We start from the raw sequence: 12,731 nt of genomic DNA on the forward strand, positions 1-12,731 counted from the left end.
TCGCGATGGTGTGTCAGACGACACAACGGTGCCTGATACACCATCGCGAGCAGGCTCGCTCCTACAGGTTTTGCGGTGGCCTTGCGGGCCAGTTATCACATTTACTTTAACTTTACGTGAGGATTTGGCGATCTTTCCGCTCCTATACTCGGCTCCCAACGAACAACAACAAACCGGAGCCGGACATGTCGCAGAGCACTGCTTCACCCAAGTCCAGTCATCCACGCTGGCTACGCCTGACCCATTGGCTCAACGCCTTGGCGGTGCTGGTGATGGTCACGAGCGGCTGGCGCATCTACAACGCCTCGCCGATCTACGAATTCAGTTTTCCCAAGTCGATCACCCTCGGCGGCTGGCTGGGCGGCGCGTTGCAATGGCATTTCGCGGCGATGTGGTTCCTGGCGATCAACGGCCTGATCTACCTGGTCTTCAACCTGTTCAGCGGTCGCCTGAAACGGCGTTTTTTCCCGGTTTCACCCAAGGGCGTGCTGCATGACCTCTGGGCCGCCTTGCGCGGAAAGCTGGGGCACGCCGACCTCAGTCATTACAACCAGGTGCAACGCTTTGCCTACCTGTTCGTGATGGTCGACATCCTCCTGCTGGTGCTTTCCGGATTGGTGTTGTGGAAGTCGGTGCAGTTCCCGCTGTTGCGTGAATTGTTGTTCGGCTACGAAGGCGCGCGCCGTGTGCACTTCTTCGCCATGGCGCTGTTGGTGGCCTTTGTGGCGGTGCATCTGCTGATGGTCGCGCTGGTCCCGAAAACGTTGTTGGCCATGATCGTCGGCCGCAAGGAGCAGGTATGAAAAAGCGCATTCAGATCCCGGGGCTGGACGAGGCTTCGATCCTCACCGATGCCCGCAAGATCCTCGCCCCGCAAATCGAAGACCGCTCGCGCCGCTCGTTTTTGCTGCGGGGCCTGACCCTTGGCAGCGTGGCCATGTTGTCCGGCTGCAACATCACCGACAACGAAAGCGTCGAGACTGCGCTGTCGTCCATGTCGCGTTTCAACGACCGCGTGCAAGGCTGGCTGTTCAACCCCAACGCCATGGCGCCGACTTATCCGCAGTCGATGATCACCCGGCCGTTTCCCTTCAATGCTTTCTACGGCATCGACGAAGCGCCGTCGGTGGAGGAGGACAGCTATCGCCTGGAAGTCACCGGCCTGGTTGCCGACAAGCGCAGCTGGCGCCTCGAAGAACTGCGCGCCATGGCCCAGACCGAGCAGATCACCCGGCACATCTGCGTCGAAGGCTGGAGTGCGATCGGGCGTTGGGGCGGTGTGCGCTTCAGCGACTTCCTCAAGCGCATCGGCGCCGACACCGACGCCAAATACGTCGGCTTCAAATGTGCCGACGACTACTACACCAGCATCGACATGGCCACCGCACTGCATGCGCAAACACAGCTGTCCCTGACTTATGACGGTGCAGTGCTGCCGCGCGAATACGGTTTCCCGATGAAGCTGCGCATGCCCACCAAGCTTGGCTACAAGAACCCCAAACACATTCAGGCGATTTTCGTCAGCAACACCTACAGCGGCGGCTACTGGGAAGACCAGGGCTACAACTGGTTCGGTGGCAGCTGATGAACGCCCGAGACTTCAACCTCCGCAAACCCACGCTTCAAGGAGTTTCATCATGAAAAAGTTGACCACCGTTGTTCTGTCCCTGTGCCTGGCCGTTGGTGCTGCCTCCGTGTTCGCTGCTGACACGATGAGCAACGACAGCATGAGCAAGGATTCAATGTCCAAGGACGCCATGTCCAAGGATGCGATGAAGAAGACCGACTCGATGTCCAAGGACGCCATGTCCAAAGACAGCATGTCCAAGGACTCCATGAGCAAGGACGGCATGAAAAAAGACGCCATGTCCAAGGATGCAATGAAGAAAAGCGAAATGTCGCAGTAAGTCCCACCATCGCAGACCCTGTGGGAGCAAGCTCGCTCCCACAGGTTTTTCCCATTGTCGATCTGCTGTATCAAAAATGAATTTCCGCGGTCTGTGCTGCTCATACCTGTAAGGCAGCGGATCCAATTCCGCGAAATCATTGACGCATTCAGGGAGCGGCACGGTCATGAGTCGAGAACCGACGACGGGTGGAGATCTTCCTGGCGGATTGATTCTGGTGGTTGAGGACGACCCGCTGATCCTGGAGTTTCTCTGTGAAATTCTTCAGGAGGAGGGCTTTGTCGTGGAGCCGCACGTCAGTGCGGACGCGGCGGCGGTCTATCTGGAGCAGCATGCCTCGCGGGTGGGCATGCTGCTCACGGACATCACCATGCCCGGCACGCTCAATGGCGCGGACCTGGCCAACCAGTTCGGCGATCGCTGGCCGGACAAGCCGATCATGATCATGTCCGGCTTTGAAACGCCGCAAAGCTCAGGCGTGCGACACAGCGTCTCGTTCATCAAGAAGCCCTGGATGATCGGCGGGTTGCTCGATTGTGTGGGCCAGACCTTCAAGTCCAAACGACTCAACTGACGCGCGTGCAGGTGCTACATTGCCGGGCAAATCCGTCCGGCACCCGCGAGGTCATTTTCCTTGTCTGATCATCCTGTATTCAATTCGGCCTACCGGGCCTTTCTGTTCGACATGGACGGCACCGTCCTGACGTCCATTGCCGCCGCCGAGCGGGTCTGGACCACCTGGGCCGTGCGTCATGGTGTGGATGTCGAAACCTTCCTGCCGACCATCCACGGCGCCCGCGCCATCGACACCATCCGACGCCTGGACTTGCCCGGGGTGGATGCCGAGGCCGAAGCCGCGTGGATCACCGAAGCGGAAATCGAGGATGTCGACGGGGTCTTCGAAGTGCCTGGCGCGGCGACATTCCTGCGGTCATTGCCGGTCAATCAGTGGGCCATCGTCACTTCCGCCCCTCGGGAACTGGCGTTGCGGCGGATGGCGGCGGCGGGGATTCCCGAACCTGAGGTGATGGTGACTGCCGAGGACGTCACGGCCGGTAAACCCGATCCGGCGGGGTACCGCCTCGCGGCCCGGCGCCTGGGTGTCGAGCCTGGGCAGTGTCTGGTTTTTGAAGACGCCACGGTGGGGATTCACGCGGCCGAGGCGGCAGGGGCAGACTTGATGATTGTCACGGCGACTCATGAGCAGCCGATCGAGACCCCGCATGGGACGTTGGCCAGTTATGAAACGGTACAGGTTCAGGTGGATGCCGCAGATCTGCGCCTGTTCACCGCCTGATGTGGGATCAGTGTTCCTGTCAGTAAAGTCCGGGGATCAACCGCCAGGTGCGACTGCAATAGGCGTCGTATTCACTGCCGAACTGCGCCCTCAGCAAGGCTTCTTCCGAGTGAATCCGCGCAACCAGCGGAATCAGGGTCAGTGCTGCCAGCAACAATCCGACCCCCGAACGAAACGCCAGTGCCCAGCCCACGGCGATGACCATCATCCCCAGATAACTGGGGTTGCGCAGGCGCCGGTAGATGCCTTCGGTGACCAGTCGATGCCCCGGCTGAATGGCCACCAGCCCGCTGAAACGCTTGCCCAGCACGAACACCGGCCACAACCGCAGCGCGCCGCCGACGATGAACAGCAGCGCCCCCAGCCAGCGCACGCCCTCACCGCCAAAGGTCCAGAAATCGATGCGGTCGGTATAGGCTGGGACAAAACCGCTCAGCACACCGATCACGCCGAAGGCCGGGAGGACCCAGCGATTGGCCCGGTCTTCACGCTCTCCCGAGCTCAGGTTGACCTCGGTGAACAGCGACGCGACGGCCATGACCAGGGTAGCCAGGGTCACGACCACCAGTGAACCGTGGCTGAACCAGGCCGCGAAACCACCCAGCCCCCAGATCGCCAGGGCGAGGTAGGCGAGGGTGCTGACGACGGCGAAAAACGCCAGTTTGGCCGAGATTTTCATAAATGCCTCACATGCGGCATAGCCCCTTCTCTCATTGTAGGAGCTGCGATGCGGGGTCCCGACTTGCCAGCGATGGCGTTTCCAGACGCAACACAGGCTTGAGAGGCAATCGCGGCAAGCCGGCTCCTACACAGATATCTCTGCTCTGACATTGCGCAGAATCACCTGCGCGGTTGCCCCGGTGCCTGGTGAACCAAGCCATGGCGGGGTCAGCGTCAACGCCCAGCTCGTGGCCGGGCGGGCACGCCTGTCCACCGACGTGCACGCCAGGGAGGGCCGCAAACGCTATCGCGCTATCACAAGCCCCACCGCTGGCGATGACGATCTTTAGTGATCGGCGGCAACGCCTTCCTGGACGAGGATGGCGCGTGCCAGGTCTTCGTCGCTTGCGTTGATGAGCGCAGGATTGTCCTGACGGACTTTTTTCAACACCGCCTCCAGATAGGCACCACGGATCTCACCGCCACTGGCCACGAAGCTGGAGGCGTCATCCCGGGCGGGAATCATGAGTTTGTGGTCTTTGAACGTCGAGTACAGCGAGGCGGAAACCCCGGCGGAAGTGGCGACGTCACCTGCATCCACGTCGGCCAGAGCGGAGCCTGCGGGCAAACAAAGTACCAGCGTAGAAATGATAAACATGCGGCGCATGACGGTGTCCTCCGACAGCATGAAGCATAAGGGAAGTACCACATAGTTTAGGATACCTGGCAGTCGACGAGAGTTCCGTGAAGCGAGCTCCGTTGCGTCATTGGCGAAACAGTGGAGGACGCCTGAACGACCGATGATCAGTGCTGGCGCTGCCTTGCGCCCATCGGGTCTATGCTGGGAAGTGCGCTTACCGCCATCGGAGAACTCTGATGATCACCGTACGCACTGCCTGTCTGCTGGCCGATTACAAACGCTGGGCCAATCAGCGCCTGTTTGACAGCCTTGCCGCGCTTCCACCGGGCGAAGTCAAGAAACAACGGGTGTCGGTGTTCAACAACATGATCGGCACCCTCAATCACGTCTATGTGGTTGATTGCATCTGGCAGGCGCACCTGGAAGGCCGGGGACATGGTTTCAAGACTTCACACGACCTGCTGCATGCCGATCTGGGCGAACTGCGCCAGGCGCAAAAAGACATCGATCGCTGGTACTGCGACTGGAGCGCCCGGCAAACCGAGGCCTCCCTGGACAAGCTCCTGGAATTCACCTTTGTCTCGGGCGAAAGCGGCACCATGAGCGCCGGCGCGATGCTGATGCACGTGGTCAACCACGCCAGCTATCACCGTGGCTGGGTGGTGCAGATGTACTTCGAGATTCCGGCCATGCCACCGGTGACCGACATGCCGGTGTATCTGCGCGAGTCCGAGCCGGTGCTCCTGCAGTCGATCAATGCCCCGATAGTGGCGCCGCCATGTGCTGTGCAATTTTCGAGCGCAACCAGCGTTCTGCCGGATCGTTATCGTTGACCCCGTTCCAGACCATCGACAGTTCGGACAGGTTGATCTCGAACGGCGCATCGTCGGCCCGTAGCTGGCTGCTGCCGTCGATCAAGGCACTGGCCGCATAATCGGGCACCGTGGCGAGCATGTCGGTGCCCGCCAGCAAGGCACGCAATCCCGCGAACTGTGGCACCGCCAGTACCACCCGGCGCGAACGGCCGATCCGTGCCAGGTCATTGTCGATGGGGCCGCTCAGATCCCCGGAAAACGACACCAGCGCGTGGGGGCGTTCGCAGAACTCGTCGAGGGTCAACTGGCCGGGACGGTCATCGCCTCGCAGTATCTTCACACTCAGATCGCGCAACTTGGCCAGCGATGCGCTGACAGCGGGCTGGCCGAGGAACAGTTTTTCCCCGGCGCGGGTCAGGTTCTTCTCGAACATCAGGGTTTCGAAAATCACCAGCAGGTTCATGTCCACGCGGCGCAGGTCGTTGCGGTTCATGGGGGAGGGCTCGCAGGGGGCTGAGGTGTTTTCAGTAAAGCACCAAACCCTGCGCAATCTACAGTTCGCTGATGACCTGTGGGAGCGGGCTTGCCCGCGATGGCGGAGTGTCAGCGGACGGTTTTATTGGCAGGTAGATCGCAATCGCGGGCAAGCCCGCTCCCACAGGGTTCTGTGTTGGATTCAGGTTCCGTGAGCATTTTGCGGAAGGTTTCTACCAAAGGCCGCAAATTTATCCGGTGCCACGCCGCCCACAGCGGTTTGCTCAGGGAAATCCACGGCACTTCCCGCAGCACCACGCCTGGCGGTGCGTTGCGGCTCAAGCCTTTCTGAATCATGGCGATGCCCAGCCCTGAAGCCACCAGAGCCATGGCGGTGAAGTGGCCGGTGGCTTCCATGCGGATATCCGGGGTGAAGCCTGCGCGGATGCAGGCGCTGACGAAGGTTTCGCGGCTGGCGACATTCTGGTGTGGCCGAACGCAGGTTGTATAGCGCTACGTGTACGTTCGGCCGGTCGACCCGCAGTACCCGCAAGGCATTGGGCAGCACGCCGGCGTGCATGGCGTTTTCGATGTGGCCGATGCACAGGCCGCCTTCTTCACCACGCCCCAGGCGCTTGCCGAGGGATTTCCCGACCCTCGCAATCCAGCATCTGCTCAATGGTCATCTGCAAACCGATGACCCCTCTGTAGGAGCCGGCTTGCTGGCGATGGCGCCGGAACAGTCGACACAGGTGTCGCCTGAAGAACCGCTATCGCCAGCAAGCCGGCTCCTACAGGGTTACCTGACAATCGAGAGGATTCATCCATGAGCTTGAAAGACAAACTTCCCGGCGCGCTGGGTTTTGGTACCACGCCACTGGGCAACATGCGAGCTGACCCTTGATCTGAGCGAAGCGCAGCCGGACGGTTTTCTGCTGGCGGGTCGCTACACTCTTCTCGACCATGACCGCGCCTTGCAGCTCCGGCATCCTGGCCGGTGGCGCGCACTTCGAGTATCAGAAGGCCAGCCCGGCGATCATCAGCAAGGTCGAGCAGATCAAGTGCATCGCGGCGGCCCATGGTGTCGACGTCAAGGCCGCGGCATTGCAGTTTTCGTTGGCTAACCCGGCAGTCGCTGCGGTGATTCCGGTTGCGTTCTGGCAGGCCATGCGTGAGGCGAAGCTGGTTTCCGAGCGCGCACCCTTACCCCTCATTGGAGCTTGAGCATGAAGATTGATTTGAGCGGAAAATTGGCCATCGTCAGCGGCAGCACCGCCGGCATCGGCCTGGGCATCAGCAAGGCACTGGCCGAATCCGGCGCTACGGTGGTGGTGATCGGCCGTGACACGAGCAAGGTCGAGCAGGCGCTGGCGAGCATTCGCCAGCAGGTGCCTGGCGCGCAACTGCGTGGGCTGACGGCCGACCTCGGTACGGCGCAAGGCGCGGAAAAACTGTTCGCCGCCGAACCACGGGCAGACATTCTGGTGAACAACCTGGGGATCTACGACGCAGTGGATTTCTTCGATACGCCCGACAGCGAGTGGACGCGCTTCTATGAGGTCAACGTGATCTCCGGCGTGCGCCTGTCCCGGCATTACGTGCCGGACATGGTCAAGCAGGGCTGGGGGCGGGTGATTTTCCTGTCCTCGGAATCGGGGATCGCGATCCCGGCCGACATGCTCAATTATGGTGTGACCAAAAGCGCCAACCTGGCGGTGTCCCACGGCCTGGCCAAACGGCTGGCGGGCACTGGGGTCACGGTCAATGCGATCCTGCCGGGCCCGACGTTGACCGATGGCGTGGAGTTGATGCTCAAGGATGCCATGGCCGCGTCCGGTCGCAGTGTTCAGGAAGAGGCCGACGCCTTCGTGCGCAAGGCCCGGCCGACGTCGATCATCCAGCGCGTGGCGGACGTCGCGGAAGTCGCCAACCTGGTGGCCTACATCGCTTCGCCGTTATCCTCGGCCACCACCGGTGCCGCCTTGCGGGTCGACGGCGGTGTCGTCGACAGCCTGGCCATCTGAACCTTATTGATAGAGAGAACCCTACATGGCAACTGCATCAGCCTTCATCGACATCCCGGCTTCGGCCGAACAGGTCTGGCAATTGATCGGCGGATTCAATTCGCTGCCGGACTGGCTGCCGTTCATTCCCAAGAGTGAACTCAGCGAAGGCGGGCGCGTGCGCAGCCTGCAAACGGCGGACGGCGCGGTGGTGATCGAGCGCCTGCAGACGTTCGACAACGCGGGCCGGACCTACAGCTACTCGATTGAGCAGGCGCCGTTTCCGGCGACGGATTATCTGGCGACGATCAAGGTCGAGGCGCAAGGCGATGGCGCGCGGGTGACCTGGTCCGGGCGGTTCGAACCGGTAGGTGTGAGCAACGAGAAGGTGGAGGCGTTGTTTACCGGCATCTATCAAGGTGGGCTTGAGGCGCTGCGGGCGAATTACCCGGCCTGACAGGCATGCCACCCATCCCTGTGGGAGCGAGCTTGCTCGCGATAGCGGAGTGTCAGGCGATACATTTTTACCTGATACACCGTCATCGCGAGCAAGCTCGCTCCCACAGGTTATGCGTCAGATTGAAGCCTGCATCAGGCCTGCGGAATCAGGCTCTCCCGACAATCGAGCACCAACCGCGCGCCGCCCAGTTCGCTGCTGCCCACTTCCAGCGTGAACCCGTGCAGGCTGACAATCGCCGCGACGATGGACAGCCCGAGCCCGAAGCCGCTTTTCTGATTGCCCGCCTCGGCACGATAAAAACGCTGGAACACCGCTTCGCGCTCCACCTCGGGAATGCCCGGGCCGGAGTCGAGCACTTCGATCCGCGTGTGCCCGCCCGCATTGACCCCGCGCAAGATCACCGCGCCACCTGGCGGGGTGAATTTGATCGAGTTGCTGAGCAGGTTCGCCAGCGCTTCAAACAGCAACGCCCGGTCGCCATTGAGCGAAGGCAATGACGCGGGCAGGTGCAGTTGGAACACCAGCCCATCGTCTTCGGCCAGGGGCAGGTAGAACTCATGCAGTTCCTGCAACAACGACACCGGGTCCAGCTGCACGAACCCGGAGCGGCGCTGGCGATCTTCCAGTTCGGAAATCCGCAACAAGCCACGGAAACGCGCCATCAGCGTATCGGCCTCGGCCAACACCAGGTCCAGTTGCATGGCCTGCGGCGAACCTTCCCCGGCTTGCTGCTGCATGCGGTAAAGCTGCGCGCGCAGACGGGTCAGGGGCGTGCGCAAGTCATGGGCGATGTTGTCGCAGACGCCCTTGACCTCGTTCATCAGGCGCTCGATGCGTTCGAGCATGGCGTTGACGATGGCGGCGAGCATGTCCAGTTCATCACGCCGATTGGACAGTGGCAGACGATGGCTCAGGTCGCCCGCGACTATGGCTTCGGCACTGGCCTGGATCCCGCGAATGCGCCGCAACGGCCGGCGTCGCAGCAGATACCAGCCGACGATGCCCGGCACGATGGTCAGGGTCACCCCCCAGAACAGGGCGTGAAGGATGATCCGGGTCACGGCGAACAGCGAACCGTTGTCGCGCACCAGCACCAGCCAGCGGCCGTCGTGGGTGCGGGTCGCCACGGCGTCGCAACTGTCGGCGGGCAGTGTCTGGTCGTCGTTGTCGTCGGAGGCGTCGCAGTCGCGCAGCATGTGGATCTTGCCATCGAGCGGCAAGCCGTCGGGGATGTAGCGCAGGGCGCCGCTGAGGTAACGGTGGTCGGCATCGAACAGGCCGTAGGCGTCGAGGCCGCGGATATCGAAGGTCATGCTGACGGCGAGGGCGTCCACCAGTTGTTCGCCCGAGAAGCGCGAAAACAGGTGCTGGCGCTGCATCAGCGAATGCTTGGCCAGGTTGTCCAGGTAGGCGGACACCTCGTAGTACATGACCCCCATGAGGATCGCGCTCCAGATCACGAACAGCGAACTGTAGAGCGCCAGCAACCGGCTGCTGGAGGAACGCCAGCCTTTAGACGGGTTCGGCAATGACATAACCCGAGCCTCGCACGGTTCGAATCAGTGGAGCATTGCCAGGCGGGTCGATCTTCTTGCGCAGACGGCCGATGTGCACATCGATCAGGTTGGTGCCGGGGTCGAAGTGATAACCCCAGACTTCTTCGAAAATCATCATCCGCGAGAGGATTTGCCCGGTATTGCGCATCAGGAATTCCAGCAGCTTGTACTCGGTGGGCAACAGCGTCAGCAGTTGACCGTCGCGGCTGGCCTCGTGGCTGATCAGGTTCAGCTCCAGATCCGCCACCCGAAGCGTGGTGGCCTGGGCGGTCACGGTGTTCTGCCGGCGCAGCAGGACTTCGACCCGGGCGGCCATTTCATCGGTGGCGAAGGGTTTGGTCAGGTAGTCGTCGCCGCCGGCGCGCAAGCCGCGCACGCGCTCGTCGACGTCGGACAGGGCGCTGATCATCAGGATCGGCGTGGCCACGCCCATGGTGCGCAGCGTGGTGACAATCGCCAGGCCATCGAGCTCGGGCAACATGCGGTCGAGGGTGATCAGGTCATAGTTGCCGCTGACCGCACGCTCCAGCCCTTCACGGCCATTGTCGACCCAGTCGACGTCGAGGCCGTGGTTGCTCAGTTCGGCGACAATTTCCCGGGCGGTCACAACGTCGTCTTCGATGGTCAAGATGCGGGTCATAAGGCTGGCCTGATATGCAGTTCAATACGAAGTAACGCGCATTTTGCCAAGAAAAACCCGCGACTTAATAAATTAACTTTCATCTGGCCGGGGTCGCTGCCTGTGGCATTAATGTCATTGAGCTATGTCCAGGCACGCCCGCAAGGGTTTATCCAGGAAAGCTACAAGCGCAAATAACCAATGCATAAAACCCGCTGGATCGACCTGTTCGTTGCAGTTTGCATGGCTGCGAGAAGTTCAAAATTTCTAAGTAATTGAAACGCTGAGATTTATTCAAAGTACGCGACTGGCACGGTGACTGCAATTCCTTCCCTGAAGAGTTGTAACACCATCTTTCTGCCTGGAGCGATACAACAATGAATAGATCCTCTGACGGTTTCTATCCTGCCATGGAAGAGTCCACCAGCCTGTCCGGCGTGTCCTGGGGCGCGATTTTCGCGGGTGCCGCGGCCGCGGCGGCGTTGTCGCTGATCCTCGTATTGCTGGGCTTCGGCCTGGGTTTCTCGGCGGTATCGCCCTGGGCCAATGAAGGCGTGAGCGCCAAGGGCCTGGGAATATCGACCATTGTCTGGCTGGCCTTCACCCAGATCATCGCGTCCGGACTTGGCGGCTACATCGCCGGCCGGCTGCGGGTGAAGTGGGCGAACATGCATGGCGATGAAGTCTACTTTCGCGACACGGCCCATGGTTTTCTGGCCTGGTGCGTGGCGACGCTGGTGACGGCCACGCTGGTCGCCGGCTCGGTCAGCAGCGTGGTGGGCGGTGGCGTGCAGGCCGGAGCGAATGTCGTCGGCGGTGCCGCCAGTGTCGCGACCCAGGCCGTGGGCACTGCGGCGGGCAATACCCAGGGCGATGAGTACGGTTACTTCGTCGACAGCCTGTTCCGTGACGATCGCCCGGTTGCCGTCAACGATGATGCGGCCCGGGGCGCTGTCAGCCGGATCTTTGTACGTTCCCTGAGCGTGGGCGGATTGACCCCCGAAGACCGGACCTATCTGGCGCAACTGGTCGCGCAGCGGACCAACCTGACCCAGGCCGACGCCGAACGTCGTGTCGATGAGGTCTATGCCCGTACCCAAAAAGCCGTGGCCGACGCCAAGCAGGCCGCACAACAGGCGGCTGACACCGCCGCGAAAGTGGCCGCGTGGACCACGCTGTGGATGTTCGTTGCGCTGTTGGCCGGTGCGTTTTTCGCAAGCCTTGCCGCGACCTTCGGCGGTCGTCGCCGGGATGCGGTGGTGTATCTGCAATCCGATGCTTACGTCACCTCGATCCCTGTTCGCTAACCCAGGAGAATCATCATGCGTTCATTACTGCTGTTCTTTCTCGGCGTGCCCATTCCGATCATTATCTTGATTGCGTTGTTTGTGCATTGACCTCGCAGCCGCTTCCACCCCGTGTGGAAGCGGCGTTTTTGATCGAGCGACGCTTACTCGATCGGTGTACTCACAAACACCTCAAGCCCCTCGGCATACGCCGTGAAGGCGGCGATCCGCGGAAACTGTGCCGCACTCACCTGGTCCGGCACCACCAGATTGCTGAAGCTCCAGGCCACCGCCAGCGTGATGCCGTCCTGTTCGATCGATCCGTCAGTCTTCAGCGCCTGCTTTTCCAGCTCCCGCTCCAGTGCCGAATATGCCGCAGCCAACTGTCCTTCGACCCGCTGCACCCAAGGCTCGAATTGAATCTCCTCGGGTCGCAGGTTGCGCTCGTAATAAAGCTGCACGGATTTTTCGCTGGCGGCCAGGGCCAGGCCGATCAGACGCAACGCGCGCAGGCGCTGGTTCGGCTCGACGGGCATCAGGCTGTTGCCGGCGAGGGTTTCCAGGTAGTCGATGATCAGCGTCGAATCCATCAACACCTCACCGTCATCCAGCACCAGGGTGGGCGCCTTGACCACCGGGTTGATCTGGCGGAATTGTTCGAAGTGGCGGAACACCGAGACCGATTGATGTTCCAGGGTGATTCCCAGGCATTTGGCAGAAATGGCGGTGCGCCTGACATAGGGCGAGTCCAGCATACCGATCAGCTTCATGGTCCTTTCCTTTATATGGCCATTTCGGGAGGGACAACCTTAGCTGAGGTTCGCAGCCCTGCAAATGACAGCGAAAATTGCCCGGTGCAGGCCGTTTGTCTTCTATATACCTCCGCTCGATTGAATTTCTTGCTATAAACGCACTCCGATTACCGCCTATAAGCCTGCCATAGAGCATTTTCAGGGCTTTGTCGGACAAATTCGCTGTCTTTTCAGTTGCTGAGGCCTCAAGTCGGCCGTAGAC

15 protein-coding genes and 2 pseudogenes are annotated in these 12,731 nt (G+C 61.1%); 10 read left to right on the plus strand and 7 right to left on the minus strand.

Translation table 11 applies throughout. The features are described 5' to 3' along the window. The first annotated feature begins 185 nt into the window (after positions 1–185). The 5 genes from EI969_RS21920 to EI969_RS21940 all read left to right on the plus strand — a co-directional run bounded on the left by EI969_RS21920 (position 186) and on the right by EI969_RS21940 (position 3,204). Positions 186–803, plus strand: a complete 618-nt coding sequence (locus EI969_RS21920; protein ID WP_160389615.1) for a cytochrome b/b6 domain-containing protein — start codon at positions 186–188, stop codon at positions 801–803. Further along, the gene (locus EI969_RS21925) at positions 800–1,585 is read left to right on the plus strand and encodes a molybdopterin-dependent oxidoreductase (RefSeq protein WP_160389616.1); all 786 of its coding nucleotides are present in this window, start codon (positions 800–802) and stop codon (positions 1,583–1,585) included. The genes EI969_RS21920 and EI969_RS21925 overlap by 4 nt, the downstream gene beginning before the upstream one ends. A 52-nt stretch (positions 1,586–1,637) precedes the next feature. After that, entirely contained in the window at positions 1,638–1,907 is a 270-nt protein-coding gene (locus EI969_RS21930) for a pentapeptide MXKDX repeat protein (RefSeq protein ID WP_160389617.1), read from the plus strand. Between the two features lie 166 nt (positions 1,908–2,073). After that, positions 2,074–2,481, plus strand: coding sequence for a response regulator (locus EI969_RS21935; RefSeq protein ID WP_160389618.1), 408 nt, complete (start codon positions 2,074–2,076; stop codon positions 2,479–2,481). A gap of 60 nt (positions 2,482–2,541) precedes the next feature. After that, on the plus strand, positions 2,542–3,204 hold the full coding sequence (locus EI969_RS21940; RefSeq protein ID WP_160389619.1) for an HAD-IA family hydrolase: 663 nt from the start codon (positions 2,542–2,544) through the stop codon (positions 3,202–3,204). A gap of 19 nt (positions 3,205–3,223) precedes the next feature. On the opposite strand, the gene EI969_RS21945 is transcribed toward EI969_RS21940, so the two are convergent. Then, positions 3,224–3,883: an isoprenylcysteine carboxylmethyltransferase family protein gene (locus EI969_RS21945; protein WP_160389620.1), complete on the minus strand. Its 660-nt coding sequence runs from the start codon at positions 3,881–3,883 to the stop codon at positions 3,224–3,226. 327 nt (positions 3,884–4,210) lie between these two features. Then, a complete protein-coding gene (locus EI969_RS21950) occupies positions 4,211–4,531 on the minus strand; it encodes a DUF2388 domain-containing protein (protein ID WP_160389621.1) in 321 nt (106 codons plus the stop codon). Between the two features lie 209 nt (positions 4,532–4,740). Here EI969_RS21950 and EI969_RS21955 point away from each other — a divergent pair, with 209 nt between their 5' ends. Continuing rightward, the gene (locus tag EI969_RS21955) at positions 4,741–5,337 is read left to right on the plus strand and encodes a DinB family protein (RefSeq protein WP_160389622.1); all 597 of its coding nucleotides are present in this window, start codon (positions 4,741–4,743) and stop codon (positions 5,335–5,337) included. Here EI969_RS21955 and EI969_RS21960 read toward each other — a convergent pair. Both EI969_RS21960 and EI969_RS21965 read right to left on the minus strand, forming a co-directional pair. Next, the gene (locus EI969_RS21960; protein ID WP_160389623.1) at positions 5,258–5,812 is read right to left on the minus strand and encodes a LysR substrate-binding domain-containing protein; all 555 of its coding nucleotides are present in this window, start codon (positions 5,810–5,812) and stop codon (positions 5,258–5,260) included. The two genes, EI969_RS21955 and EI969_RS21960, sit on opposite strands and share 80 nt — an antisense overlap. A 110-nt stretch (positions 5,813–5,922) precedes the next feature. Beyond that, positions 5,923–6,442 (minus strand): annotated as a pseudogene (locus EI969_RS21965) (LysR substrate-binding domain-containing protein); the annotation flags it as partial. A gap of 208 nt (positions 6,443–6,650) precedes the next feature. Here EI969_RS21965 and EI969_RS21970 point away from each other — a divergent pair. The 3 genes and pseudogenes from EI969_RS21970 to EI969_RS21980 form a co-directional block, all read left to right on the plus strand. Next, positions 6,651–7,017: pseudogene (locus EI969_RS21970) on the plus strand (aldo/keto reductase); the annotation flags it as partial. Positions 7,018–7,019: 2 nt separating this feature from the next. Next, on the plus strand, positions 7,020–7,817 hold the full coding sequence (locus EI969_RS21975; protein ID WP_160389624.1) for an SDR family NAD(P)-dependent oxidoreductase: 798 nt from the start codon (positions 7,020–7,022) through the stop codon (positions 7,815–7,817). Between the two features lie 25 nt (positions 7,818–7,842). Further along, positions 7,843–8,253, plus strand: coding sequence for an SRPBCC family protein (locus EI969_RS21980; RefSeq protein WP_160389625.1), 411 nt, complete (start codon positions 7,843–7,845; stop codon positions 8,251–8,253). Between the two features lie 134 nt (positions 8,254–8,387). Here the strand turns inward: EI969_RS21980 and EI969_RS21985 are convergent, their stop codons facing one another. Continuing rightward, complete coding sequence (locus EI969_RS21985) at positions 8,388–9,791, minus strand: HAMP domain-containing sensor histidine kinase (protein WP_160389626.1); 1,404 nt, start codon at positions 9,789–9,791, stop codon at positions 8,388–8,390. Beyond that, positions 9,769–10,452, minus strand: a complete 684-nt coding sequence (locus EI969_RS21990) for a response regulator transcription factor (RefSeq protein ID WP_160389627.1) — start codon at positions 10,450–10,452, stop codon at positions 9,769–9,771. Before EI969_RS21990 ends, EI969_RS21985 begins: the two co-directional genes overlap by 23 nt. A 356-nt stretch (positions 10,453–10,808) precedes the next feature. Here EI969_RS21990 and EI969_RS21995 point away from each other — a divergent pair, with 356 nt between their 5' ends. Continuing rightward, entirely contained in the window at positions 10,809–11,738 is a 930-nt protein-coding gene (locus EI969_RS21995) for a hypothetical protein (RefSeq protein ID WP_160389628.1), read from the plus strand. A gap of 143 nt (positions 11,739–11,881) precedes the next feature. Here EI969_RS21995 and EI969_RS22000 read toward each other — a convergent pair whose 3' ends face one another. Then, positions 11,882–12,487, minus strand: a complete 606-nt coding sequence (locus EI969_RS22000) for a glutathione S-transferase (RefSeq protein ID WP_160389629.1) — start codon at positions 12,485–12,487, stop codon at positions 11,882–11,884. Positions 12,488–12,731 lie beyond the last annotated feature (244 nt).

It is taken from the genome of Pseudomonas sp. PB101 (assembly GCF_009764265.1).
Lineage (GTDB): Bacteria > Pseudomonadota > Gammaproteobacteria > Pseudomonadales > Pseudomonadaceae > Aquipseudomonas.

Bases quoted from the DNA above. Each gene is read 5' to 3' on its own strand.
- EI969_RS21995 (WP_160389628.1), top strand. From the start codon at position 10,809: ATGAATAGATCCTCTGACGGTTTCTATCCTGCCATGGAAGAGTCCACC.
- EI969_RS22000 (WP_160389629.1), bottom strand. From the start codon at position 12,487: ATGAAGCTGATCGGTATGCTGGACTCGCCCTATGTCAGGCGCACCGCC.
- EI969_RS21990 (WP_160389627.1), bottom strand. From the start codon at position 10,452: ATGACCCGCATCTTGACCATCGAAGACGACGTTGTGACCGCCCGGGAA.
- EI969_RS21975 (WP_160389624.1), top strand. From the start codon at position 7,020: ATGAAGATTGATTTGAGCGGAAAATTGGCCATCGTCAGCGGCAGCACC.
- EI969_RS21960 (WP_160389623.1), bottom strand. From the start codon at position 5,812: ATGAACCGCAACGACCTGCGCCGCGTGGACATGAACCTGCTGGTGATT.
- EI969_RS21935 (WP_160389618.1), top strand. From the start codon at position 2,074: ATGAGTCGAGAACCGACGACGGGTGGAGATCTTCCTGGCGGATTGATT.
- EI969_RS21930 (WP_160389617.1), top strand. From the start codon at position 1,638: ATGAAAAAGTTGACCACCGTTGTTCTGTCCCTGTGCCTGGCCGTTGGT.
- EI969_RS21985 (WP_160389626.1), bottom strand. From the start codon at position 9,791: ATGTCATTGCCGAACCCGTCTAAAGGCTGGCGTTCCTCCAGCAGCCGG.
- EI969_RS21945 (WP_160389620.1), bottom strand. From the start codon at position 3,883: ATGAAAATCTCGGCCAAACTGGCGTTTTTCGCCGTCGTCAGCACCCTC.
- EI969_RS21925 (WP_160389616.1), top strand. From the start codon at position 800: ATGAAAAAGCGCATTCAGATCCCGGGGCTGGACGAGGCTTCGATCCTC.
- EI969_RS21950 (WP_160389621.1), bottom strand. From the start codon at position 4,531: ATGCGCCGCATGTTTATCATTTCTACGCTGGTACTTTGTTTGCCCGCA.
- EI969_RS21955 (WP_160389622.1), top strand. From the start codon at position 4,741: ATGATCACCGTACGCACTGCCTGTCTGCTGGCCGATTACAAACGCTGG.
- EI969_RS21920 (WP_160389615.1), top strand. From the start codon at position 186: ATGTCGCAGAGCACTGCTTCACCCAAGTCCAGTCATCCACGCTGGCTA.
- EI969_RS21980 (WP_160389625.1), top strand. From the start codon at position 7,843: ATGGCAACTGCATCAGCCTTCATCGACATCCCGGCTTCGGCCGAACAG.